Annotated in this window: 18 protein-coding genes, 5 pseudogenes and 1 riboswitch; of the genes and pseudogenes, 11 read left to right on the top strand and 12 right to left on the bottom strand. The window is 60.1% G+C overall.

The features are described 5' to 3' along the window. Nucleotides 1-4: 4 nt before the first annotated feature. From QO005_RS15285 to QO005_RS15250, 8 genes are all read left to right on the top strand, one after another. Nucleotides 5-991 (top strand): ABC transporter permease, encoded by a 987-nt coding sequence (locus QO005_RS15285; protein WP_307158922.1) that lies wholly within the window; start codon nucleotides 5-7, stop codon nucleotides 989-991. Beyond that, nucleotides 988-1,836 (top strand): ABC transporter permease, encoded by an 849-nt coding sequence (locus QO005_RS15280; protein WP_307158920.1) that lies wholly within the window; start codon nucleotides 988-990, stop codon nucleotides 1,834-1,836. The genes QO005_RS15285 and QO005_RS15280 overlap by 4 nt, the downstream gene beginning before the upstream one ends. Further along, complete coding sequence (locus tag QO005_RS15275; protein WP_307158919.1) at nucleotides 1,815-3,563, top strand: dipeptide ABC transporter ATP-binding protein; 1,749 nt, start codon at nucleotides 1,815-1,817, stop codon at nucleotides 3,561-3,563. The genes QO005_RS15280 and QO005_RS15275 overlap by 22 nt, the downstream gene beginning before the upstream one ends. Next, the gene (locus QO005_RS15270; RefSeq protein WP_307158918.1) at nucleotides 3,560-4,645 is read left to right on the top strand and encodes an LLM class flavin-dependent oxidoreductase; all 1,086 of its coding nucleotides are present in this window, start codon (nucleotides 3,560-3,562) and stop codon (nucleotides 4,643-4,645) included. The genes QO005_RS15275 and QO005_RS15270 overlap by 4 nt, the downstream gene beginning before the upstream one ends. Before the next feature lie 131 nt (nucleotides 4,646-4,776). Beyond that, on the top strand, nucleotides 4,777-5,880 hold the full coding sequence (locus tag QO005_RS15265) for an LLM class flavin-dependent oxidoreductase (RefSeq protein ID WP_307158917.1): 1,104 nt from the start codon (nucleotides 4,777-4,779) through the stop codon (nucleotides 5,878-5,880). 33 nt (nucleotides 5,881-5,913) lie between these two features. Continuing rightward, nucleotides 5,914-7,095: an acyl-CoA dehydrogenase family protein gene (locus tag QO005_RS15260; RefSeq protein ID WP_307158916.1), complete on the top strand. Its 1,182-nt coding sequence runs from the start codon at nucleotides 5,914-5,916 to the stop codon at nucleotides 7,093-7,095. Between the two features lie 17 nt (nucleotides 7,096-7,112). Further along, a complete protein-coding gene (locus QO005_RS15255) occupies nucleotides 7,113-8,105 on the top strand; it encodes a ketopantoate reductase family protein (RefSeq protein ID WP_307158915.1) in 993 nt (330 codons plus the stop codon). A gap of 274 nt (nucleotides 8,106-8,379) precedes the next feature. After that, nucleotides 8,380-8,456, top strand: a riboswitch (Fluoride riboswitch). Nucleotides 8,457-8,545: 89 nt separating this feature from the next. Beyond that, entirely contained in the window at nucleotides 8,546-9,883 is a 1,338-nt protein-coding gene (locus QO005_RS15250) for a voltage-gated chloride channel family protein (protein ID WP_307158914.1), read from the top strand. 165 nt (nucleotides 9,884-10,048) lie between these two features. Here QO005_RS15250 and QO005_RS15245 read toward each other — a convergent pair whose 3' ends face one another. The 7 genes from QO005_RS15245 to QO005_RS15215 form a co-directional block, all read right to left on the bottom strand. Beyond that, entirely contained in the window at nucleotides 10,049-11,647 is a 1,599-nt protein-coding gene (locus QO005_RS15245) for an MFS transporter (RefSeq protein ID WP_307158913.1), read from the bottom strand. Continuing rightward, nucleotides 11,644-12,087, bottom strand: coding sequence for a DoxX family protein (locus tag QO005_RS15240; RefSeq protein WP_307158912.1), 444 nt, complete (start codon nucleotides 12,085-12,087; stop codon nucleotides 11,644-11,646). The genes QO005_RS15245 and QO005_RS15240 overlap by 4 nt, the downstream gene beginning before the upstream one ends. A 281-nt stretch (nucleotides 12,088-12,368) precedes the next feature. After that, nucleotides 12,369-14,246, bottom strand: a complete 1,878-nt coding sequence (locus QO005_RS15235) for an amidohydrolase (RefSeq protein ID WP_307158911.1) — start codon at nucleotides 14,244-14,246, stop codon at nucleotides 12,369-12,371. 113 nt (nucleotides 14,247-14,359) lie between these two features. Further along, nucleotides 14,360-15,196: an alpha/beta fold hydrolase gene (locus tag QO005_RS15230; RefSeq protein WP_370878088.1), complete on the bottom strand. Its 837-nt coding sequence runs from the start codon at nucleotides 15,194-15,196 to the stop codon at nucleotides 14,360-14,362. Between the two features lie 142 nt (nucleotides 15,197-15,338). Beyond that, a complete protein-coding gene (locus tag QO005_RS15225) occupies nucleotides 15,339-15,626 on the bottom strand; it encodes a XapX domain-containing protein (RefSeq protein WP_307158909.1) in 288 nt (95 codons plus the stop codon). Between the two features lie 60 nt (nucleotides 15,627-15,686). Beyond that, entirely contained in the window at nucleotides 15,687-16,376 is a 690-nt protein-coding gene (locus tag QO005_RS15220) for a hydrolase (RefSeq protein ID WP_307158907.1), read from the bottom strand. A 516-nt stretch (nucleotides 16,377-16,892) separates the two neighbouring features. Further along, nucleotides 16,893-17,804: a helix-turn-helix domain-containing protein gene (locus QO005_RS15215; RefSeq protein ID WP_307158906.1), complete on the bottom strand. Its 912-nt coding sequence runs from the start codon at nucleotides 17,802-17,804 to the stop codon at nucleotides 16,893-16,895. 188 nt (nucleotides 17,805-17,992) lie between these two features. On the opposite strand from QO005_RS15215, the gene QO005_RS15210 reads away from it, so the two are divergent. Beyond that, nucleotides 17,993-18,553 carry a hypothetical protein gene (locus QO005_RS15210; protein WP_307158905.1) on the top strand — a complete coding sequence of 187 codons (561 nt, stop codon included), beginning with the start codon at nucleotides 17,993-17,995 and terminating at the stop codon, nucleotides 18,551-18,553. Here QO005_RS15210 and QO005_RS15205 read toward each other — a convergent pair. Next, nucleotides 18,504-18,750 (bottom strand): annotated as a pseudogene (locus QO005_RS15205) (hypothetical protein); the annotation flags it as partial. The gene QO005_RS15210 and the pseudogene QO005_RS15205 sit on opposite strands and share 50 nt — an antisense overlap. A gap of 10 nt (nucleotides 18,751-18,760) precedes the next feature. On the opposite strand from QO005_RS15205, the pseudogene QO005_RS24230 reads away from it, so the two are divergent. Next, nucleotides 18,761-18,993 (top strand): annotated as a pseudogene (locus tag QO005_RS24230) (IS6 family transposase); the annotation flags it as partial. 81 nt (nucleotides 18,994-19,074) lie between these two features. Here the strand turns inward: QO005_RS24230 and QO005_RS15200 are convergent. Next, nucleotides 19,075-19,865 (bottom strand): annotated as a pseudogene (locus QO005_RS15200) (IS5 family transposase). Between the two features lie 180 nt (nucleotides 19,866-20,045). Here QO005_RS15200 and QO005_RS15195 point away from each other — a divergent pair. Then, nucleotides 20,046-20,432, top strand: a pseudogene (locus tag QO005_RS15195) (DDE-type integrase/transposase/recombinase); the annotation flags it as partial. 84 nt (nucleotides 20,433-20,516) lie between these two features. Here the strand turns inward: QO005_RS15195 and ftsZ are convergent. The 3 genes and pseudogenes from ftsZ to QO005_RS15180 form a co-directional block, all read right to left on the bottom strand. Continuing rightward, nucleotides 20,517-21,547 (bottom strand): annotated as a pseudogene (ftsZ, locus tag QO005_RS15190) (cell division protein FtsZ). A gap of 4 nt (nucleotides 21,548-21,551) precedes the next feature. Continuing rightward, the gene (gene fabF / locus QO005_RS15185; protein ID WP_307158903.1) at nucleotides 21,552-22,820 is read right to left on the bottom strand and encodes a beta-ketoacyl-ACP synthase II; all 1,269 of its coding nucleotides are present in this window, start codon (nucleotides 22,818-22,820) and stop codon (nucleotides 21,552-21,554) included. Nucleotides 22,821-22,888: 68 nt separating this feature from the next. Further along, nucleotides 22,889-23,479 (bottom strand): TetR family transcriptional regulator, encoded by a 591-nt coding sequence (locus QO005_RS15180; RefSeq protein WP_307158902.1) that lies wholly within the window; start codon nucleotides 23,477-23,479, stop codon nucleotides 22,889-22,891. Nucleotides 23,480-23,502 lie beyond the last annotated feature (23 nt).

Here is a 23,502-nt window from a genome sequence, read left to right as displayed (position 1 = left end):
GCCCGTGAACATCGCCTATCTGACCTATGCGTTGAAGCGTGTTGCCCAGGCAGGGGCCGTGATCCTGCTGGCCTATGTCTTCACCTTCATCGTGGTCTCCATCCTGCCCGGAGACCCGATCACCAACGTGCTGCGCGACCCGCAAAACGGCTTCAGTGAGGAGGAAATCGCCCAGATCATCGCCGCCCAGGGCCTGGATCAGCCCGTTGCCATCCAGCTCTGGACTGCGCTTTCCCATTTCCTCCTTGGCGATCTGGGGCTTTCCATGCGCTCCAGCCGCCCGGTGGCCACGCTGATCGCCGAGGTGCTGCCGTCCACGCTTATTCTCGCGACATCGGGTCTGGCTGTGGCCCTGGTCATTGCGACGACGGTCGCCTATGGCACGCAGTTTCTACCAAAGCGGCTCGGCCAGGGGCTCGTGCGCGCGTTGCCGTCGCTGTCGCTTTCCCTGCCGAATTTCGTGATCGGGCTGGTGCTTATCCATATTTTCGGCTTCAAGCTCGGGCTCTTCCGGGTGATCGATCCGGACAGCGGCTGGGCCACCTTTTTCGCCGCCATTGCGCTGGGCATTCCGGTTTCGGCGCAGATCGCGGAGGTGCTGATTGCCAATCTCGATCGCGAGTCCCGGCAGGATTATGCCGTGCTGGCCCGCAGCCGCGGCCTTGGCCCCTTCCGCCTCTTCACGAAACACCTGCTGAAGCCCGCCTCATTGCCGGTCGTCACCGTCATCGCGCTCACCATCGGGGAATTGCTTGGCGGCTCGCTGATTACGGAAACCGTCTTCGGGCGCACGGGCATTGGCAGCCTCGTGCAGCGCTCGGTCAGCAGTCAGGATCTGCCCGTCTTGCAGGCGGTGGTGTCGCTGGCGGCGGTGGTCTTCGTGCTGGTCAACCTGATCGCCGATCTCATCTATCCGCTGCTCGATCCAAGGCTGAAACCCGTGCAGACGGGCGGGGACCATTCCAAACCTCAGAAAGGGATTGCCGCATGAGCCTTGCCTTCTCTTCGAGCAGGCCGGATCGCAGCGCCGAGCGCTGGCAGAGCCTGCGGGACATTCCGCCAACGGTTGCACTCTCCTTCGCCGTCCTGGCCGTGGTGATCGGCTGGGCGCTCACACCCTGGCTGTTTACCGGCCATGACCCGATCAGCGGCCTGCCTGCCGCCAAACTGCTGGCGCCCAGCGCCGAACACTGGTTCGGCACCGATCATCTCGGCCGGGATGTCTATGCCCGTGTCGTCTACGGCACCGCCTCCTCGGTGGGCAGCGGCCTGATTGCGGTGACAATCGGCGTGCTTGCGGGCGGGTCTATCGGCCTTGTTGCGGGCTTTCTCGGCGGCTGGGTCGATATCCTTCTCGCCCGGCTGATGGATGTGCTTCTGGCCATTCCAAGCTTCCTGCTGGCAGTGATCATCGTGACGGCGCTGGGCTTTACCACCACCAATGCAGCCATTGCCACCGGCGTCTCCGCCGTGGCCGTCTTTGCACGGGTGATGCGGGCGGAAGTGCTGAAAACGAGGGAGGCCACCTTCGTGGAAGCCTCCTTCCTGCTCGGCGGCTCGCGCAGCCATATCCTGTTCCGGCATGTGCTGCCGAACGCTTCGCGCTCCGTGCTGTCGCTGGCCGTGCTGCAATTCGGCCTGTCGATCCTGGTGATCGCCAGCCTTGCCTTCCTGGGCTATGGCGACCCGCCCCCCGCTTCCGACTGGGGCCTGCTGATCTCCATAGGCAAGGATTACCTGAAATGGCCCTGGCTGGTCTACGCGCCCGCCCTCGTCACCACCGCAACCGTTCTTTCCGTGAACAGGATCAGCCGATGGCTTCGCAAAGCAGACTGACAGCATTTTTCACGCCAACTGCCGGTTCCGCCGCGGGCCGGTCCACACCGCATGTCTTTCCGCAAGGCCAGCCCTTGCTGAGCGTCGACCGGCTGTCGATCGCCTATGGAAAGCAGCAGGTGGTGCATAATGCGGGCTTTTCCCTCCGCTCCGGGGAAAGCCTGGCACTGATCGGCGAATCCGGCTCCGGCAAGTCCACCATTGCCAGGGCCGTACTGCGCCTGCTGGCCGATGGGGCCACGGCGCGAGGGCGTATCCGTTTCGACGGACAGGATATTCTTGGCCTCGCGGAGCGGCGGTTCCGTCCTCTGAGGGGCAAGGCCATCGGCTTCGTTCCGCAGGATCCTGGAACTGCGCTCAACCCGGTGCGCACCATCGGCCGGCAGGCGCTGGAGGCCGCAGCGCTCACCGGCGAAACCGACAGGACCCGCCAGAAAGCGCTGGTGCTCGAAACCTTCGCGGAGGTCGGGCTGGACAATCCGGCCCGTGTCTTCGATGCCTACCCGCATCAACTGTCCGGCGGCATGCTGCAAAGGGTGCTGATTGGCCTGGCCGTTCTGCCCCATCCCCGGCTGCTGGTGGCGGACGAGCCGACCTCGGCGCTGGATGTCACCATTCAGAAACGGATTCTGGACCTTCTCTCCACCCTGCAGCAGCAGCGCAATATCAGCCTGCTGCTGATCACCCACGATCTCGCCATTGCCGCTGAAAGGGCAAACCGGCTGGTGGTGCTGAAGGACGGGCTGGTGCAGGAAAGCGGTGAAACCGCCTCAGTGTTTTCCGCTCCGGCCTCCCCTTACGCCCGCAAACTGCATGCGGATGTTCCGGCGTTGAACCCGGACCGGTATGCCAGACTGCGCGACCCGGGTTTCCGGCATCTTGCAAGCGAAGACAAAAGACAGGCCAAGATCAGGGTGGAGGGGCTTTCGAAAACCTTTGATGCCGATGGCAGGGCCGTTCGCGCGGTCGATGACGTGTCTTTTTCCATTCCCGCTGGCACCACCCATGCGCTGGTCGGCGAATCCGGCTCTGGCAAGACAACCACCATTCGCCTGCTGCTCGGCCTCGACCAGCCGGACCGGGGCACAATCGAGATCGCCGGACAATCCGTCAAGGGACGCTCGAAAGAGGCGTTGCGCGAGGTCTGGCGGCATCTGCAATTCGTCTATCAGAACCCCTTCACCTCGCTCGATCCCACCTGGAAGGTGGAGAACCTCGTCCGTGAACCCCTGGATCGCTTCAGCATCGGGACCGCGACGGAGCGTCAGGAACGGGTGCGAGAGGCGCTTGCCCATGTCGGTCTTGCCGAGCATCTGCTTTCCCGCCGGCCACAGGCCCTGTCCGGCGGGCAGCGGCAAAGGGTGGCCATTGCCCGGGCGCTCGTGCTGAAGCCGGACGTGATCGTGCTGGACGAACCGACCTCGGCACTCGATGTCAGCGTGCAGGCGGAGATCGTCGACGTTCTGCTGACGCTTCAGGCCAAGCTCGGCCTCACCTATGTCTTCGTTTCCCACGATCTGGCGCTGGTCCGGCAATTGGCGCACACGGTCTCCGTCATGCATCGGGGGCGCATTGTGGAGCAAGGCAGTGTGACCGAAATTTTCGGGGCTCCGCAACAGGCCTATACAAAGGCCCTTTTAAGCGCCATTCCCTCCGGCGCGGGAAGATCGGCAGGCCCATCCCTCGTTCAGCCCCGGCTGCGTGTGGCCGAGGGGGCACAGGCATGACCCTTGCCGCTGCCTCTCCACTGCTGCCACAAGGCTTTCGCCCCAAGCGCCGCATCGGTTTCAACACCCGTGTCTCCTTCAATGGCACGGATGGACCGGCAAAGGGATTGCGCGAGGGCATAGAGCTTTTCCACCTTGCTGAAGACCTGGGCTATCAGTCCGGCTGGGTCTATCAGCGCCATTTTGACAATTACCTTTCCTCACCGCTGCCGTTTTTGGCCGCTGTGGGCCAGCAAACCCGCAGCATCACGCTTGGCACGGCGGTGATTCCGATGCGCTATCAGGAGCCGATCCTGCTGGCGGAAGCGGCGGCCACGACCGATCTTCTGATCGGCGGGCGGCTGGAAATGGCCATTGCCACCGGAGCCAATGCGGCCTTCGATGCCGTGTTCGGCGCGGTCGAAACCGATGCGCGTACGGAGGCAAAGCGGCGGCAGGCACGCTTCCTGGCCGCTATCACCGGAGAGGTGCTGCATACCGTCGATGGGCCAGGTCAAGGGGCTGCGGAAGGCAGCCAGTTGCGCGTGACGCCGCACAGCCCGGGCCTCAGCCAGCGTATCCGGCAGGGCTCGGCAAGTCTCGCCTCAGCACTTCAGGCCGCAGAGCTTGGCCTCGGGCTGATCACCGGCACCGTGCAGCACGATCACCAGGAAGGAGAGCGTTTCGGCGCCTACCAGGCCCGCTGCATTGAAGCCTATCGGCAAAGCTGGCGCGAGAGATGGGACAGCGAACCGCCGCCGGTGGCGGTCGCTGCCTCCATCCTGCCTGCCACATCCGCAACCCTTCAGGAGAGCTATGAGGCTTACGATCTGGAGCGCCGCACGCAGGGCATCGCCGCCTCGCGTCCCTCAGGAGCCCTTCAGCCCAACGCCAAGGTCAACCAGCCTCCGGGTACACAGATTTCCCCCGTGTTCCATGGGCCTCCGCAGGCCGTTCTGGAGGCCTTGCTGCAAGATCCCGGTATCGCGGCCGCCGACGAATTGGTGCTCTTCCTGCCACCAGCCTTTGGGCTGGCGGAAAATCAACGCCTGCTCACCGATTTTCGCGAAACCATCGCGCCTTATCTTGGCTGGCAGGCGTGAGCCGGGCGACGCGCGCGGGATCAGTAAATATTTTCTATTATTTCCATAGAAAAAGAAAGGTTGATCTTTTGTCTCCACCTCTCGCCTTTTAGTTTTATTCCCTGTCCCGCACATTCGAAGGAAGAGCCGTCATGCCAGCCGAATTCATCAGCGTCACATTTCCCAATGCCTCCAACGATCTCCATCCGCTTCCAGACGCACCGGCAGATGCTGAGTATCTCAAGCGTTATGCGCAGACGCTGGATGATTACGGCTTCAACTACACGCTGATCCCCTATTCGTCCTCGTCCTTCGACCCCTTCACGCTGGGCGCCACCATTCTGTCGCACACAAAGAACATCAAGATCATCGTGGCTTTGCGGCCCAATACGGTTTACCCCACGGTAGCGGCGAAATCGCTGGCAACGCTGGACCAGTTGAGCGGCGGACGCGTGGTCGTGCACTTCATTGCCGGGGGCAGCGACGACGAACAGGCCCGCGAAGGCGACTTCCTGGACAAGGAGCAGCGCTACGCCCGGCAGGAGGAATATATCCGCATCCTGCGCCTGACCTGGACCTCCACCGAAGCCTTCGACTTCGAGGGCACCTATTACCAGTTCAAGCAGTTCCGAAGCGCCGTGCGCCCGGTCAATGGCCTGATCCCGATCTCGCTCGGCGGCTCGTCCGATGCCGCCTATCGCATCGGCGGATCGCTCTGCGATATTTTCGGGCTCTGGGGCGAACCGCTGGCGGAGACCCGGCAGCAGATCGACAGGATCTATGCCGAAGCCGCCAAGGCCGGGCGGAGTGACCGTCCGCGCATCTGGGTCACCTTCAGGCCCATCGTGGCTGAAACCGATGACCTTGCCTGGGCCAAGGCCCATCGCATTCTCGACAAGCTGAACGAAAATCGCGAGAAGGGGCTATCGCGCGCGCCGCTCTCGGCCCCGCGCCCGGCCAATGTCGGCTCGCAGCGCCTGCTCGATATCGCCAAGCGCGGTGACGTTCAGGATCGTGCGCTCTGGTATCCCACCGTGACCGCCACAAATGCCAGCGGCGCGACCACGGCGCTGGTCGGATCGCCGCGCACCATTGCCGATTCCATTCTCGACTATATCGATCTCGGGGCCGATCTCATCTCCATTCGCGGTTATGACAACTATCACGATGCCGTGGATTACGGCCGCTACATTCTGCCGCTGGTGCGGGAAGGCATTCGCGAACGGGAAGAGGCCAGGAAACAGGCCGCAGCGTGAAGATCACTTTCTCAAACCGGAACGCATCGCGCCATGGCCCTTGATCTCACCCTGCTGGAAACAACCCAAAAGGCCGTGGCGGAAGCCGCGCCCGAGGCCGACCGCAGCGGGCAATTTCCCTGGAAGGGCATTGCAGCCGTGCATCGTGGCGGCCTGCTGGAGGCAACGGTCGCCCCCCGCTATGGCGGTGCGGGCGGCTCGCTCTACGACGCCGCCGTCATTCTGGCAGCCTTGGGACGCGCAGACCCATCCGTTGCGCTGATCAGCGCCATGACCCTTTTCAACCACCTGGCGCAGGCAGGGAAAGGCCATTGGCCGAATAGCCTCTACACCCGTCTGCTGGCGGAGGCAAAAGAACGCCCGCTTCTTCTGAACGCCGCCCGCGTGGAGCCGGAGCTGGGCTCTCCGGCGCGCGGCGGATTGCCCGCCACCCTTGCCCGCCGTACCGCCGGGGGCTGGTCGATCAGCGGGCGCAAACGCTTTGTCACCGGCGCCCATGGGCTCACGCATTTCCTCGTCTGGGCGCGGACGGATGAAACGCCATCCCGTGTCGGCACCTTCGTGGTTCCGAACGGTCTTCCCGGCATCACGATCATCGAAAACTGGGACAGCCTCGGCATGCGCGCCAGCGGCTCCCATGATGTGGACTACCAGAATGTGGAGATCGCGCTGGAAAACGGGCTGGAACTGGTCGATCCGTCCGTCGCCCAGCAGGACAATCGCGCCCATGCGGCGATGAACCTGGCGCTGACGGCGATCTATCTCGGCGTCGCCGAGGCTGCGCAAAGCGCCTTCATCCGCTTTGCGCAGCAGCGTGTGCCGACCAATCTGGGCAGGCCGATTGCCGAAACGGAAAGGTTCATCACCCTGTCGGGCGAGATCGACCTGCTGGTGTCCGGCTCCCGGCAGATCCTGTTCGACGGTTTGAAATATGGTCTGGATGACGCCGAACGGCTGATCCGGGCCAGGCTGATTGCCGGGCGGCAATTGCGCGATGCGGTGCAACTGGCGGTGCGCGGCCTTGGAAATCCCGGGCTTGGCGCAGAGCTTGGCCTGGAACGGCATTTTCGTGATATTCAGGCTGTGCTGGTGCACGCGCCACAGGAAGATACGTCCATTGCCATGCTGGGCAAGGCCGCCTTCCAGCGCTGGAACCGCGATCAGACCGTGGAAGGAGCACAGGCCTCCCCGCGCCTGGTGCTCAAAACCGCCTGAACCATAAGAGAACGAACGTGACACGCTATATCATCATTGGCGCCGGTGCGGTGGGTGCGAGCCTTGCCGCGCAATTCCATGCTGCGGGCCTTGCCTATATCCTGGTCGGACGCGGGCGGCAGATTGATCATATCGCCGGTCACGGGCTTTCCTACCGTCGCCCTGACGGCCAGAAGACCGTCAGGCTGACCACGGCCCACGCCGATACCCCACCGCCCCTGCGCCCTGACGACGTTCTGCTCTTGACCGTCAAGACGCAGGATGCCGAAGCTGCAACGGCCTTTTGGGCATGGCAACCGGTGGAAGGCGGCGGGGTGAGCGCCGATCTGCCGCTTGTCACATTCCAGAACGGGCTGGCCTCCGAGGATATTGCCCTGCGCCGCTTCTCCCGGGTCTATGCCGCCAGCATCAAGGTACCGGCCCGTTTTACCGAGATCGGGGAAGTGGTGGTCGGCGGCGCGCCGCAGCCGGGCATTATCACCCTGGGGCGCTATCCGGGCGGCCTGGACCCTACGGCAAAATCCATAGGGACCGACCTTGCCGCCGCCGGTTACCTCACGGAGGTCAGCGAGGATATACGGCGATGGAAGGCGGCGAAATTGCTGCACAACGTGACCAATGTCGTGGAATTGTTCGCAAACGTGAACGCGCGTTCTCAAGAGGCAATTGCCGCGCTCTCCGGCGAAGCCCGCGTCATCTTGCAGGCGGCGGGCTTTGATCCGGCAGCGGAGGAAGAGCGAAGAGTGGATATATCCGGCTGGCACGTCGCCGAAAACAGCGGCATTGAGCGCGGGCAGCAATCGACATGGCAGAGCTTCGCCCGGGGCGCCTCCAGCGAAGTGGATTATCTCAACGGTGAGATCGTCCGGCTTGCCCGGCTTCATGGGCTGGCAGCCCCCTTCAACGCCGCCTTCCAGCAGGCGGCGGCACTGCTTGCCCGTGATGGCGGCAAGCCGGGCACGGTTGCGCTTGAGGCGGTCCTGTCCCTTGCCATGACGATCAAGGGCTGATCCGCCGCATGATTCCCCCAATCAGATCCAGGAAGAGTGGAAGCACGGCAACACTCTGGAACATTTCCAGGAAAAGTGGAAACCGGTTTTCCGTCCGGAAATGCGTTAAAATAAAGAGCTGGAGCGCCGATCTGATTGAATCAGATCGGCGCTCCAGCTTGCGACATCGGCACCGAACGCTGCGGGTCACCTCACGGTGCCCATCAACAGGCATAACAAAGGCAGTCGATGCAACTGAAAGCATGTTGACGAGCGAACCTGTCTTGTACTACCGAATGCAAACGGTAATGGATTCTGCCGGGCATCAAGCCGAACCGCTTCCCTGACGAAGCTGATGACTCCTACTCAACGCGAACCACGCGAAGGAGTAGAGCCGTGCCTGGACGTCAAAATCCTTTTATTTTTTGCCTGATCGCCGGATGTGATGGAGCGTCGTTCGCATGACGCCCGCATCGATTTTCGGCCTCCGTTTCCAACAAATCCACAGCCTCGCAAAATGGATTGTCATCGTCACGCCGATGGCGATGGCCGTGGGGTCTCTGGTCGCCCTCTTCCTCTGGAGCCTCGACCGGGCGACAGAACTGCGTTTCGCGTTTCCCTGGCTGATCTGCTTCATGCCGGTCGCGGGCTTCGTCATGGTCTGGGCCTATGGCACGTTCGGCAAATCGGCTGAGGGTGGCAACAACCTGATTGTCGATCAGATCCATGAACCGGGTGGCGGCGTGCCCCTGCGCATGGCTCCGTTCATTCTGGTGACCACCGTTCTGACGCATCTGGTCGGCGGTTCGGCTGGCCGCGAGGGGACCGCCGTACAGCTTGGCGGCAGTCTCGCAAGCGCCTTTGGCAGACTGTTCAAGCTCCCGCCAGCGAACATCCGCATTCTGCTGATGGCAGGCATTGCGGCGGGCTTCGGTGCGGTGTTCGGGACACCGATTGCGGGTGCGGTCTTTGCGCTGGAAGTCCTGACGATTGGCCGGATGCAATATGAGGCGCTCCTTCCCTCGCTGCTGGCCGCCATCGTCGCCGACTGGACCTGCCATGCCTGGGGCATTGGGCACGTTCACTATTCGATTGCCTATCTGGCGGGCGAAGACATCGGTTTTCATCTCGATGCGCTGCTGATGCTGAAGGTGGTGATTGCAGGTATGGCCTTCGGCCTCGCCGCGCATGTCTTCGCTGAACTCTCCCATCTGGCTTCGTCAGCCTATAAGGCGATCCTGCCCTATGCACCGTTGCGTCCGGTACTGGCGAGCGTCATTTTGTTCGGCCTCGTCTATGGACTGGGCACCCGCGAATATCTTGGCCTCGGCGTGTGGTCACCAAACCCTGAGGACGCGACCATCCTCGGATTCTTCCGGCCAGATCATGTCGATCACTGGAGCTGGGCCTGGAAAGGCCTCTTCACCATCGTAACGCTAAGCGCAGGCTTCAAGGGCGGTGAGGTTACGCCGCTGTTCTTCATCGGCGCGGCGCTCGGCAATGCGGTGGCCGGGGTGCTTGGCGCCCCGCCGGACCTGTTTGCCGGTCTCGGCTTCGTGGCCGTGTTCGCGGGTGCCACCAACACGCCGCTCGCCTGCATGATCATGGGCATCGAACTCTTTGGAGCGACGCATTCCGCCTATCTCGCGGTTGCCTGCTTCGTGGCCTATCTCTGCAGCGGCCATTCCAGCATCTACCTTTCGCAACGCGTCGGCGTACCGAAAACGGCCACCGCCAATGACATTCCTCAGGATATCTCCATTCGCCAAATACGCGAGCTGCCTTGGGATAAAAACTAGGCCACGTCAAAGGCTTGAGACGTTGGAAAGCGGAATGCCGGGAGACATTTTCAATGATCCTGGGGTATCCGTCGTCAGCGGTTGACAGCAACACCGGCTTCGACAAAACCGTCAATCTGCTCATTAAGTTTACGATTCCCAGATCCGCCCTGCCCTCCGCATTTGTTATACGGCGCCGGGCCGATTGATTGTCAGGAAGTGGCGGACAAGCGGTTTTTCAGGTCCGACATGGTAGGTGAGAACCTTGCCCTGCAGATCCGCGTCGGCATTGGAAACCCGCTTGTGCTGGCGAAGATGTTCAGCCCAGGATTCCACCATGAACCATTCGACGATCTTTTCGGGATCAGCAGAATCCTCGGTCACGCCCCAGCCATAGGCGCCATCGCGGCGGCGCTCCTGAGAGAGATGGTCGATGGCATGCAGGAAAGCACTGCGGTGCTGTTTCTCTACCTTGTATTCAATCAGGATCAGAACCGGGCCACGATCATGGGCAACGGGTTCGGCGACAAGCGGTTCGGGCCAGTGGTTGGATGGGATCATGTCGGCATCGCCTGCGGGAAGCTTGATGCGGTGCATGACAAAGCCTGCGACGAGCAAACCTGCGGCCCCGATGAGCAGGGTTGGCTGGATGCCGACTGCCGAGCCAACCGCGCCCCAGCCGAGGCTGCCGGCGGTCATCGCGCCGTTGAAAACGGTCAGATAGACAGCCAGACCGCGACCACGCACCCAGTTTGGCAGCACTGCCTGTGCCGCACTGTTGAGGGTTGTCAGTGCAGTAATCCAGGCAGCTCCGACGAAGAGCAGAACGATGACGGCGACGATTTTCGGCGGATTAAGCGCCAGGGCGCCCATGACCATGGCAGTTATCAATGCTGCGCCAAGAAGAAGGCCGTCAGCACTCAGGCGTTCACGCAGTTTTGGCATAAGCAGCGCACCAGCAATCGCACCGGCACCGACGGCTCCAAGCAGAATACCGTAGAAGCTAGCATCGCCGCCGAGCAATTGCCGGGCAACAAGCGGCAGAAGCGCCCAGATTGCACTGGCAAAGGCAAAGAAGATGGCAGCTCGCAAAAGCACGACATGCAGCGGGCGGCTGGAGCGGGTGTATCGAAGTCCGGCGCGGAAGGCGCCAAAGAAATTTTCCTGAAGCGCGTCGTTGGCGGTCTTTGCACGCGGCCACCAGACAAGAGCCGCAATGACGACGATATAGCTGGCAACATCAGCCCCATAGGTAATCCCCGCACCGAAAGCGGCCAGAAGCAGACCTCCGGTGGCTGGCCCGATGGAACGGGCGATGTTGATGCCGAGCGAGTTGAGCGCAACAGCGCTTTTGACGTCCTCCCGCTTCACCAACTCGGGAACGATCGCCTGCCAGGTCGGCCCGACCAGGGCAGCGCCAATACCACCCAGGAAGGTCAGGCCGATCAACGCGCTGACCGAAAGCATGCCCGCCTGGGAAAGCACCATCAGTGAAATACTCACCGATGCCAGAAGGAGCTGAATGGCGATCAGGAATTTTCGGCGGTCGAGAATGTCCGTCAACACGCCGGCCGGAATGGCCAGCAGAAAGATCGGCAAAGTTCCCGCAGCCTGAACCATGGCAACCGCCGCAGGCGATGCGGAAAGATCGGTCATCAGCCACGAACTGGCAACGTCGCGCATGAAACTGCCGGTGTTACCGAGAATGGTGGCCGCCCAGAGAACTGCGAAGACCGGCTGCGCAAGAGGAGCAAAGGTTCCCCTGGATGTTTTACCGGCGCTCATTTGCTCTCTCCCCTGAGCAGATCGCCTGCTGCAACGAAAACGAACGCACCTGCGAGACCGAGATGTTCGAAGAAGGCGTTGGCCGCCATCATGCGATCCATTCCTGGAGCCATTTCCCAGAAACGCAGGGCGATGAAGGTGGCCATGAGGGTGAACCCCGCAAGCGCCAACGCGCCAATCCACCGGAAGAAACCCGAGATCACCAAGGCTGAAGCCGTCAGTTCGAAAGCGATGACGGCAACCGCGAAGAAGATGGCCGGGTGCAGGCCGAAGTGATCCATCTCCGCCAGAGCGCCCTTGAAATCGAAGATCTTGGTCATCGGGCCTTGCAGATAGGCCGCGCAGAGCGCAAGCAGCGAGACCGTTCGCGTTATGGGAGAACCTGCGCAACGCACCAGACGGTTCCGGCCTTCATTCATAAAGTGAGATTGGTAGGTCATATCTGCTCCTGTGAAGGGCTGCTCGGAGTGAGCTATTGCGTTTCGTGGAGCAATCCTGACTGATTATCGCCCCACCAACAATTGCATCAATTTTTTCGATTTAATTGCGCATTTTGCAATTATCGCCCCCCTCTCGGACGGCGCCTGAGGAGGATCGGCGTTCAGACTGGATGAGATGAGAACGATGATTTTCGAGGATCGGAAGCGGTGAAAATTGCCGTTTGCGGCCCGCTCAAGTCTGAATGCCGATTTACCCTAGAACGCCCGAAAATGAACGAGAGTCACACGGCCCAGCAGGAGCAGCCGAGCGCGCCGAAAAAGCCCTTGAGGTCTGCAATCGGCAGTTTCGCGGTCCAGGCACCGGCGTGGTCGTGACCATGCACGCCGCAATCGCTGGCGCATCCGCATGTGGAGATCGCCATACGGCGCAACGAACGGGATCCGGCACCATCAGGCTCACCCCAGGCCGCATAACCGCCGAATTTGCGCACAGGCGACCAGTCGGGCATCGCCGGAGGAATATCGCTTTCGTCAAGCGCCTGAAAGTCACCGGCGCCATAGACAATCTTGCCGCCAACCATGGTCAGTTCGGAGGTGAGGAAAGAAATCTCGTCTTCCGCGCAGGAGAAGAAGTCCTTGTCCGGCACGATGAGATCGGCAAATTGCCCCGCCTCGATCCGGCCTTTCTTGCCCTCCTCATTGGAGAACCATGTGACCTTCTCGGTCCACATGCGCAGCGCTGTCTCGCGATCCAGGCAGTTGGCGCGCGGATATAGCTGCATGCCGCCCACCGTCTTGCCGGTCACCATCCAGGAGAGCGACACCCAAGGATTGTAGGAGGCAACTCGGGTGGCGTCCGTTCCGGCCGAGACGTTGACGCCCTTGTCGAGCATCTTCCGAATTGGCGGAGTTGCTTCTGCCACGCCATGTCCATAGCGCTCCACAAAATATTCACCCTGATAGGCCATGCGATGCTGGGTCGCGATGCCGCCGCCGAGTGCCGCGATACGGTCGATAGAGCGGTCCGAAATGGTTTCAGCATGGTCAAAGAACCAGTTCAATCCTTCGAACGGAATATCCCTGTTGACCTTCTCGAACACATCAAGGGCGCGAGAAATCGTTTCGTCATAGGTGGCATGCAGACGCCAGGGCCAGCGGTTTTCCGCCAGAACGCGCACGACATCTTCCAGTTCACCTTCCATTTCCGGCGGCATATCCGGACGTGGTTGCCGAAAATCCTCGAAATCGGCAGCGGAAAATACCAGCATTTCGCCGGCTCCGTTGTGACGGAAATAATCGTTGCCCTGCTTGTATGTGACCGATTGCGTCCAGTTCAAAAAGTCTTGCTTCTCTTCCTTCGGCTTCTGGGTGAAGAGGTTATAGGCCAGCCGCACGGTCATCTGGTTTTCGTCAGAAAGCTTCTGGATGACCTGGTAGTCGTCCGGATAGTTCTGGAAACCACCGCCGGCATCGATGACGCCGGTGATCCCCAATCGGTTCAATTCCCGCATGAAATGGCGGGTGGAATTGACCTGGTAATCGAAAGGAAGCTTCGGTCCCTTGGCGAGTGTGGAATAGAGGATGCCTGCATTTGGCTTTGCCAACAGCATACCGGTAGGATTGCCCACCGCATCACGCATAATCTCGCCGCCTGGCGGATTTGGCGTATCGCGATTGTAGCCGACAGCGCGAAGGGCTGCACCATTCAGCAGCGCGCGGTCATACAGATGCAGCAGAAAAACAGGCGTATCGGGCGCAACAGCGTTGATCTCTTCAATCGTCGGCAGACGCTTCTCCGCGAACTGATGCTCGGTGAAACCGCCAACGACGCGAACCCATTGCGGCGCGGGCGTCATTGCCACCTGACGCTTCAACATGTCCATGGCGTCGGCCAGGCTCCGCACGCCGTCCCAGCGCAGCTCCATGTTGAAGTTCAAGCCGCCACGCACAACATGCGTGTGATTGTCGATCAAGCCGGGCAACACACGCTTGCCCTTGAGGTTGACGATCCTTGTATCTGGTCCGGCCAGCGCCATGACTTCGCTGTCCGATCCGACCTTTTGGAAAAGCCCATCCTTTATGGCGACCGCAGTCGCGTTCGGATTGCTGCGGTCAAGCGTTGTGAAGCGGCCATTATGAAGGATGAGGTCGGCATGCATTATCTCTACTCCGGTGTGGCTGGGGAGGCCGGCGTCATCGCTTCGGCCACCCAACACTGGTGTTGGCGACGAAAGACCGGAGCCGCGGCGGCGATCGCGGCTCCGGCAATGTCTTAAGCCTGGACGAATTTCAACAGATCGGCATTCAGCACATCGGCATTGACGGTCAGCATGCCGTGCGAGAAGCCCGGATAGGTCTTCAGCGTCCCGTTCCTCAGAAGCTTGACCGACTTGTGAGCCGACGCGGCAATGGGAACGATCTGGTCGTCTTCGCCATGGAGAACAAGCGTAGCGACGGAAATCGCCCTCAGGTCTTCGGTCTGATCGGTCTCGGAAAAGGCCTTGATGCCATCATAGTGAGCCTTTGCCCCACCCATCATGCCCTGGCGCCACCAATTCTGGATCACGCCCTCCTGAACCGTGGCGCCATCGCGATTGAAGCCGTAGAAGGGACCTGCCGGAACATCGCGGAAAAACTGCGCACGGTTGGCCGCCAGGGCGGACCGGAAACCGTCAAACACTTCCATCGGCAAGCCTTCAGGATTGGAGGCCGTCTTCAGCATGATCGGTGGAACCGCAGAGACCAGAACAGCCTTGGCGGTACGGCCCGAGGGCTCGCCATGCTTTGCGACATACCGGGCAACTTCGCCGCCGCCTGTCGAGTGACCAATATGGACCGCATTCTTCAGATCCAGCGCTTCGACCACGGCAAAGGCATCGGCGGCGTAATGGTCCATGTCATGCCCTTCCGAAACCTGGGCGGAACGGCCATGGCCACGGCGGTCATGAGCAACGACGCGGAACCCCTTCGAGAGGAAGAATAGCATCTGCGCATCCCAGTCATCGGACGAAAGCGGCCAGCCATGGTGGAACATGATCGGCTGGGCATCCTTCGGACCCCAGTCCTTGTAGAAAATCTCAACGCCGTCCTTGGTGGTGACATAGGCCATGGTCTTGTTCCCTTCGTGTGAGGTTGTGGCGGAAGCAGCATTGGCTGCCAGGCTGAAAATGGGTGTCATCGTCGTGACGGCGGCCGCACCGGCGCCCAGCAGGGCATTTCGACGGGTTATGGAAAGCACGTTGCCGGTCATATCAGCTTCGCTTCTGATGGTTTTCGTCAGTTCCAAGAGCAACGGCAAGGTTTTTGCCGCCCTTCGGCAAGTGACCGAACATGTGCGGTTTGACCTGGTGGATCCAGGACATGGCGGCAGGCTCTTTTGCCCGGATAGACTTCACCAGCGGAATGATCTGCTCGCCGACCAGAATGCCAAGAAGGCCGACCAGAGCGATAACAGGTGGCGCGGGAGAACGGACATTGAGCAAGCTATAGATGATTCCGACCAGCAGGCCTGCGCCGAGGGACAGGATGTAGACTTTCATGAGGTTTCTCCGGTGACGACAATGGCCGCTCCGTCAGGGCCGAAGCGGCCCTGCAGGATTTCATTTTGCCGGGTTCGGGCCGATGCGCTGGCCGTGCTTGACGCGTTCTTCGGCGCTGTGAACCATGGTGTAAGCGTAATCGACACCCATACCGTAGGCGCCGGAATGCTCCTTCACGAGCGTGGTGACCGCGTCATAGGTTTCCTTGCGAGCCCAGTCGCGCTGCCACTCGAGCAGAACTTGCTGCCAGGTGACAGGGATTACCCCCGCCTGAACCATCCGGTCCATGGCGTATTTATGCGCATCGGCGGACGTGCCGCCGGAAGCATCAGCGACCATGTAGATTTCAAAATCGGGGCGATCATTCAGCGCGGACAGCGCAAAGGTCGTATTGCAGACTTCTGTCCAGAGACCGGAAACAACAATCTTCTTGTGGCCCTGAGCGGCATTCTTGTCCAGAACATCACGAACATTCTGATCATCCCAGGAATTCATTGAGGTGCGCTCGAGAATATCATTCTCCGGGTACACAGAAAGCAGTTCCGGAAAGGTATGGCCCGAGAAGCTCTTGGTTTCGACGGTGGTAATCGTGGTCGGTATGCCGAAGATTTTTGCAGCCTTGGCGAGCCCGACAACGTTGTTCTTCAAAGTCTGGCGATCAATCGACTGCACACCGAACGCCATCTGCGGCTGCTGGTCGATGAAAATGAGCTGGCTGTTTTCAGGGGTGAGAACGTCGAGCTTGGACATGGTCTTTCCTCTCTGGTTACTTGAACCGCCTGTAGCGGTGTGAAATGGGCAGCAGCGATCGATCAGACGGCGCGGCAATGCGGTCCTTCTGGAATCCTTGAAGTGTTGTCGGTGTCGTCTAAAGCACGTTGCGGCTTATCAGCCTCATGCAACGTGCTTTACATTCTTGTTTTAAAGCATGTCGTTATCGCAAAACCGCTGCACACCTTTGCGCCACATGCTTTGGGAGCCGTTCACTTATTGTCTTGGCTGCTGAAAAGGACTCTAGCGCAATGGCTTTATGTGTGGAATTGCAATATTAATTGCGAGTGAATTTCACTATCCGCAATAATAACCTCTTTGCACCTCGACCATTTCGTGGAGGGCCAGCGCCAATCGCTGCACCACTCCCCGAGACTTCTGGCGCGAATTGGCTCACGGGTCTTGTTGATTAGTCAGGTTCGTGGAATGAAATGCAGCAAAGTTCAGCCAGCCCCTGTAAAAGGCTGAGCGGCGCCGCCAAAGTTGTCCTGCAGGTCAGGCATTGCGGCGCCAGGTACCGGGCGTCGTGCCGACGACATTCACGAACACACGCGTGAAATGGCTCTGGTCGGAAAATCCGCAGGAGATGGCAACTTCTGAAATTGCGGCATCCGTCTCCAGAAGAAGCATCCGCGCTCTGGCGATCCGCTCCCGCAAGAGCCATTGATAAGGCGTCATCCCCGTCGTTTCGCGAAAAGCATGGATGAAATAGCCGCGTGACAGGTTGCAGGCCTTTGCAAGTTCCGAGATCGATACGTTGCCGTGGAGATTGTCAAGAATGATGGCCTTGGCGACATTCTCCTGGGTGCGGGAGAGCTTTCGCCTTCGAGGCTCGGAGCCCGCTGTCCGATTACCATACTGCTGGACGACATGGGTGCCAATCGCAGCCGTTAATTGATCGATAAACAGTCTGCTGGCCTGCTCAGGATTTTCGAGCGCGGGTATCAGAGCGCGTGCGAGATTGGCCAGAACCGGATCAGAATGCCCCGTCATGGTGTTAAGCACCGACACGGCTTGCAGGTCGGCTTCTTCCGCGATCGTTTCAAGCGCGGCCGGAGAAACCTCGAAGAGAAGAAAGTCGAATGAATTTTGGAGATCCGCTTTGTATGCCTCGCCCAGGCTTCGGATGTAGATCGAATCCTGTTCGAAGACATGCGTGGTTGCGTGATGCTCGTGAAAAATCCGGCGGGTGTGCCCCGCAAGAGTGGAAACGCCAATGACGAACCCGCGATTGCTGGCTTCGGTGGAGACCTGCTGCAACAACCCCTTATGCGATCCCTTGCGAAGCACAGTCAGTCCTGCGCCGCGGAGTGTCTGGTTTTTGTACAGCGAGTCAATCGAACAACCGAAGCTGTCAATCGAGACGTCAGCAGGTTTTCCCAAGCGGGTAGTGGTTTTCCGCAGCAAATACGCTACCTTCCCCTAAGATCGTGCTGGTAGACGCGTCTCCGCCCCTTCTATGCGGGGAGGACCAATGATCTGTACCTCAATTTAACCGAACGCGCCACACCGGTGGATGGAGCGGGATCGTTGCAACCGCGGCCTGAAATAAATGTCTGTTCGACATCCTGGGCTATCCTGATGAAGAGTTCAATGTGAAGACAGCATCGACCGTCGCCGACAAGATGAGCAAATGGTTCAAGGTAGGCAACCCATCCACGCTCGTGATCAAGCCGCTCAAGGACGCCGAGATGACGATAATCCACGTTTCTCGTGACTATCCTGAGCAGGATGCATCTGTTGTCATACCCGCAGAGGATGCGTTTCTTATCGTGCTTTACCTGAAGGATGTGGAGCATTCCGACATCGTTCTGGGCATGCCCCCGTCCGCTTTCAGGATTTATCCAGAAGGATCGATCTGTCTGCTCAATCTTGCCCGCGGCGCTGCGATTTCCGTTCGCGGCCGTTTCGAAGCGCTCGCGATCCATCTCCCCCGCAACCATCTGACCGAGCTGGCGGAACAGACGGGAGAACCGCGCATCGATGACCTCGCTGTTTGTCGAGGACGGGACGACCCCACCATTCGAGATATCGGGGCAGCACTCCTGCCCCTGATCGGCCAGCATGATGTGGAGGAATCTCTGGTCTCCCATATCGCCCTCGCCCTCAATGCACACCTCGCCCACTGCTATGGACGCTCCCGCAGACCCCACTGACGTTGAGGGTCCAATCGCCACTAAAGCCGAAGCCCTTCCGCAGCCATAGCGTCGACTCTACGGAAATCTCCGCTGCAAAAACAAGAAACGAGAACATCGTGACAATTCCGACGGCGGCACGACGCTCCGAGGGATTGAAGGCCGCCAATTTTCGGCATGTTCTTCTTCACCTTGAAAGAATTGCTCTCAATGCCCCTGGCGTATTGATTTCCTCTGAGCCTGCGGACGGTCGAAGACATGCTGGCGCCAGTCGCATCATTGTCTCGCATCAAACAATCCGGCTGTTGGCGGAGAAATTCGGGTGAACTTGCGCCAACCAAATCCATCAACGTTTGCGCGGTCGGCTCGGCGATCAATGGCATCTCGACGGGCCCGTCATTTCGATCCGAGGTAAGAAGCATTGGTTAGAGCATGTCGCGCAAAAGTGTGCAGCGGTTTTGCGATAACGACATGCGTTAAAACAAGAATGTAAAGCACGTTGCATGAGGCTGATAAGCCGCAACGTGCTTTAGGCTCCAGACTCAATTGATCCACCATGTGACGATAGCTGCGATGTAGCAGGTTGCGGCGAAGTTTATCATGAGCTTGTCGTATCGCGTGGCGACGCGCCTCCAGTCCTTGAGGCGGCAGAAAGTCCGCTCGATGATATTTCGTCTCCGGTAGGCGACCGAGTCGCATAGTCTGATCTTCTTTCGGGTTGGATTGTTAGGAATGACTGGTTCCGTGCCGCGTGTTGTCAGGAAGTTGCGCAAGGCGTCGCTGTCGTAAGCCGTATCTGCGGCGCAGAGACGTGTTGGCGGCAAGGGTTCAAGGAGCGGGATGGCAACGGGAGCGTCCCCGCGTTGCCCCGGCGTTATTTTGAACGCGACTGGACGGCCGCGACCATCGACAACAGCATGGATTTTTGTCGATCTGCCGCCTCTCGAGCGACCGATTGCTTCGCCATCCGCCCCCCTTTTCCGCCAGCGGCGGAGCGGTGTGCTTTTGCGGTCGTGCTGTCGATCATATGGATGTCCCGATCGGTCGTTTGCACCAGAGCATCAAACAGTCGCCGCCATATCCCTTTAGCTGACCAGCGATGGAAGCGATTATAGACCGTTGTTGAAGGACCGTAGCAGGATGGACAATCCTGCCAACGGCAACCGGATCGCAAGACGTGAATGATCCCGCTGATGACCCGGCGGTCGTCGGTACGATGAGCGCCGGGTTGGTTGGTCGGAAGCAGCGGCGAAATCACCGCCCACTGATCGTCATCAAGCCAGAATTCGCCTGCCATGGTCAAACACTCCTGCTTCTGCAGGCAATGAATCATGGATGCCTAATTACATCAACAATTTGATTGGGTTTTGACCCTAGGGCGCGCCGTGAATCAGGACGGTTTTGTCCTACAGCGCCGTGCGTTTTAGCAAACGCACAAAGGACGCTGTAACACTTTAAATCTGCTGCATAATTTTCACCTTAAATCGATTCCGATTTAAGGAATTATGCAGTAGAGGTTCCGGTGCAAAGCCGCCGCGACGCCAAGGCGGCCAAACGCCGGATGCGCAAGCCTTTGAAAGGCCAGGGACGATTGCATCGCGTGATGATCACCGACAAGCTTCGCTCCGACGGCGCCGCAAAGCAGGAAATCATGCCGGGCGTCGAGCACCGAACCCACAAGGGCCTGAACAATCGGGCGGAGCATTCCCAGCAGCCAGTCCGACGGCGTGAGCCGCTCATGAAGCGCTTCAAGTCAAAGCAGCATCTGTAACGCTTCGTTTCCATCCATGATCCGATTGCCCACCTCTTCCAAATCCCGCGCAACGATATCTCCTCCGACCATCATCGCGAACTGCGCGCAGTCGCGATGAACCTGTGGGGGAAGATCGCTCGGGCATAAGCGGTGTACGCGGAAGGCGTCACGCTTTTGCTTCTCCGCCGTTAACTTTACGATGCCCCTGACCTGTTTGCTGAAAATCAATCTTCATGGGGCGCCTCCAAGGGCACGCTGCTTCTGGAGGTGTTCGGCAAGCACAACCACATCGGCCGGGCTATTCAGCCCTGCGGCGATGACGGACACTCTCAGATTTTCACCAAGTGTCGGATTAAAATTGGCGCCAAGGATCATATCCGTATCCGAACTGACGTGGTCGCGGATGTAAGTTGCCGCCTCATCGACTTCGAACAGTGTCAACTCCCGTGTCGCGGACATCGACACCAGCAGGGTCCTGGCAGTTTCGAGGCATGCCCCCCTGAAAAGTGGATTGTCGATCGCCGCTCTGGCGGCCTCTTTTGCGCGACCGCTCCCTGCGGCCGCGCCGCTTGCGATGATCGCCCGGCCCATGTTTTTCATCACTGCTTGAACATCGGCGAAGTCCAGGTTGATCAAGCCATCCGACCACATCAAATCGACCATGGACATGACCCCATCGACAAGAACGCTGTCAGCCATCTGGAATCTACATCAAGCGTTGTCGTCGCATCCGAAAGATGGAAAAGGTTCTGGTTTGGAACGACAATCACGGTGTCCGCTGCCTCGACTAGCGACCGGATGCCGCCCTTTGCCTGGCGCGCCCGGTGCGTTCCCTCAAAAGTGAATGGCTCGGTCACCACCGCAACTGTCAGCAGTCCCGCCTGACGGGCGGCATGTGCGATCACGGGTGTGGCGCCTGTTCCTGTGCCGCCACCCATTCCGGCGGCAAGGAAGCACACGTGGACATCGTCCAAATGCGCCATGATGTCATCAATCGATTCCGTCGCCGCAGCGCGACCAAGCTCCGGCCGAGATCCTGCTCCCAGCCCTTGAGTGGCGTTCCTGCCGAGTTGTACGTGATGTTCGGCCTTGGAGGACGCCAGCGCCTGGGCGTCTGTATTGGCGGCAATGAACCTCACATCCGCGTCGCTGCGCGCGCTCATGGTATTGATCGCGTTCCCGCCGCCGCCTCCGACGCCGATAACAGCAATCTTCGGCGTCCAGGCGCTCATTCGGTGCGATGGCGTTGGCTTTGCTTTCATCGCGTCAGGCGTCCCAGCGCCGGAACAGCGCGCTGGCATTCACCCCGCCGAAGCCGAAGCCATTGCTGATTGCGAATTCCATTGGGAGTGGCCTTGCTTTGTTGGCGACGAAATCAATGCCACTGCCGGCTGGATCGGGAGAATTAAGGTTCAAGGTGGGTGGCGCGACCTGGTCCCGCAGCGCGAGGATCGTGAAGATCGCTTCGAGGCCGCCGGCTGCTCCGAGAAGGTGGCCTGTCGCGGACTTCGTGCCGCTGACCGCTATTCCCGACTTCGGCCCGAACACGGACTTGATCGCTTCGATTTCACCACGATCCCCAAGCTGGGTTGATGTCGCATGGGCGTTGAGATGCTGAACCTGGGCAGGCGCGATACCCGCCTGTCTGATCGCGATCTGCATTGCTCTGGCCGCCCCGGATCCATCTTCCGGACCAGACGTGACATGATGGGCATCAGCCGTGGTGCCATAGCCCACCAGTTCCGCCAGCGGTGTCGCCCCACGCGCCAGAGCATGACTGAGCGCCTCGATCACCAGGATGCCCGCACCTTCCCCCATAACGAACCCGTCACGCAGCATGTCGAAAGGCCGTGACGCAGCTGTCGGGATCTCTGCAAAGCCCGTCGACAGCGCCCGCGCCGCCGCAAAGCCGCCAAGGCTGACGATGTTCATACAGGCTTCCGTTCCACCGCACACTGCAATATCGACCTCGTTCGCCCGAATCATGCGGGCCGCGTCACCGATGGCCTGGACGCCCGCCGCGCAGGCGGTCACTGGCGCCCCGAGCGGACCCTTCAGCCCGTGGCGGATAGACACCTGACCGGCCGCGAGGTTGACCAGGAAGGACGGAATCGTGAACGGCGACAGGCGGCGAGGGCCCTTCTCATCGACCATGCGAACCGCCTCGGTGATCGCCGGGAAGCCGCCGATCCCGGATGCAATGATTGTCGCCGTGCGCTGGCGATCTTCCTCCGAGACCGGTCTCCAACCGGCCTGTGTCAGGGCTTCGTCTGCTGCCGCGAGCGCAAACATGATGAAGCGATCCACCTTGCGCTGATCCTTGGGCGGCAGGACTTGGTCGGGATCGAAACCTGCTTCTGCGTCCTCTTCCAGCGACGGCACAACCCCTCCGACTTTTGCGGGGAGATCGCCAACAACATCATCGGACAGACAGCGAAGGCCTGATTGGCCAGCCTGAAGGCGGCTCCATGAGCTCTGGACATTGGCGCCGAGCGGGCTGACCGCTCCCATTCCTGTAACGACGATACGACGCATGATGACTCCAAGAAAACGACCTTTGCGGACAGCGGATGCTGAACAACAGACACCTTGTGGTTTCGCGGTTACTCGGCCAGCTCCGAAGTTGCTACGCGCTTTGCTTCAGTCGCGGCTGCTTCGAGCAGGCGGTCGGCAAGCGTCTCGTCGGTCACGATCCGCGACAGTGTAACCGCGCCGACCATAAGGGCCAGCATGACCTCGGCCTTCTGCGTTCTGGCCTCCCTGCTGTCCGAGGCGGGCAGAAGTTCCTCCAGGACCTGCAAGTGAGCCTTGATCCCGTCCTCAAACGGCTTACGAACATCTTCACTTTGGCGGGCGGCATCGGAGCCGAGCGCGACCAGAGGGCAGCCGTCGCCCGTTTCGCCTCGATGGCCTGCCGAGAGATAGAGCTCGATTACACCTTGAAGCGGGTCAGCACTCGACGCAGCGACCGAGGACCATCGACGGGTGGTGCTTTCCATCGCTCGCCGCGCCGCTAGCGCTGCGAGATCATCCTTGGATTCGAACTGTTTGTAGAAACCGCCTTGGGTAAGGCCTGCTCCTTTCATCAAGTCCTTGAGGCCGATTCCGTCGAAGCCATGCTCGCGGAAGAGCCGGCTTGCGACGTTGATGACTGCTTCCCGATTGGCTTCGGCCTGGGCGCGGCTCACTCTCATGATGGGCTCCTTTTAGATTTCAT

It is taken from the genome of Allorhizobium paknamense (assembly GCF_030815125.1).
In the GTDB taxonomy this organism is placed as follows: domain Bacteria; phylum Pseudomonadota; class Alphaproteobacteria; order Rhizobiales; family Rhizobiaceae; genus Allorhizobium; species Allorhizobium paknamense.
This window is presented reverse-complemented; position numbering and strand designations above follow the sequence as displayed.

Bases quoted from the DNA above. Each gene is read 5' to 3' on its own strand.
- QO005_RS15280 (WP_307158920.1), top strand. From the start codon at position 988: ATGAGCCTTGCCTTCTCTTCGAGCAGGCCGGATCGCAGCGCCGAGCGC.
- QO005_RS15275 (WP_307158919.1), top strand. From the start codon at position 1,815: ATGGCTTCGCAAAGCAGACTGACAGCATTTTTCACGCCAACTGCCGGT.
- QO005_RS15270 (WP_307158918.1), top strand. From the start codon at position 3,560: ATGACCCTTGCCGCTGCCTCTCCACTGCTGCCACAAGGCTTTCGCCCC.
- QO005_RS15265 (WP_307158917.1), top strand. From the start codon at position 4,777: ATGCCAGCCGAATTCATCAGCGTCACATTTCCCAATGCCTCCAACGAT.
- QO005_RS15260 (WP_307158916.1), top strand. From the start codon at position 5,914: ATGGCCCTTGATCTCACCCTGCTGGAAACAACCCAAAAGGCCGTGGCG.
- QO005_RS15250 (WP_307158914.1), top strand. From the start codon at position 8,546: ATGACGCCCGCATCGATTTTCGGCCTCCGTTTCCAACAAATCCACAGC.
- QO005_RS15245 (WP_307158913.1), bottom strand. From the start codon at position 11,647: ATGAGCGCCGGTAAAACATCCAGGGGAACCTTTGCTCCTCTTGCGCAG.
- QO005_RS15240 (WP_307158912.1), bottom strand. From the start codon at position 12,087: ATGACCTACCAATCTCACTTTATGAATGAAGGCCGGAACCGTCTGGTG.
- QO005_RS15235 (WP_307158911.1), bottom strand. From the start codon at position 14,246: ATGCATGCCGACCTCATCCTTCATAATGGCCGCTTCACAACGCTTGAC.
- QO005_RS15230 (WP_370878088.1), bottom strand. From the start codon at position 15,196: ATGGCCTATGTCACCACCAAGGACGGCGTTGAGATTTTCTACAAGGAC.
- QO005_RS15225 (WP_307158909.1), bottom strand. From the start codon at position 15,626: ATGAAAGTCTACATCCTGTCCCTCGGCGCAGGCCTGCTGGTCGGAATC.
- QO005_RS15220 (WP_307158907.1), bottom strand. From the start codon at position 16,376: ATGTCCAAGCTCGACGTTCTCACCCCTGAAAACAGCCAGCTCATTTTC.
- fabF (WP_307158903.1), bottom strand. From the start codon at position 22,820: ATGCGTCGTATCGTCGTTACAGGAATGGGAGCGGTCAGCCCGCTCGGC.
- QO005_RS15180 (WP_307158902.1), bottom strand. From the start codon at position 23,479: ATGAGAGTGAGCCGCGCCCAGGCCGAAGCCAATCGGGAAGCAGTCATC.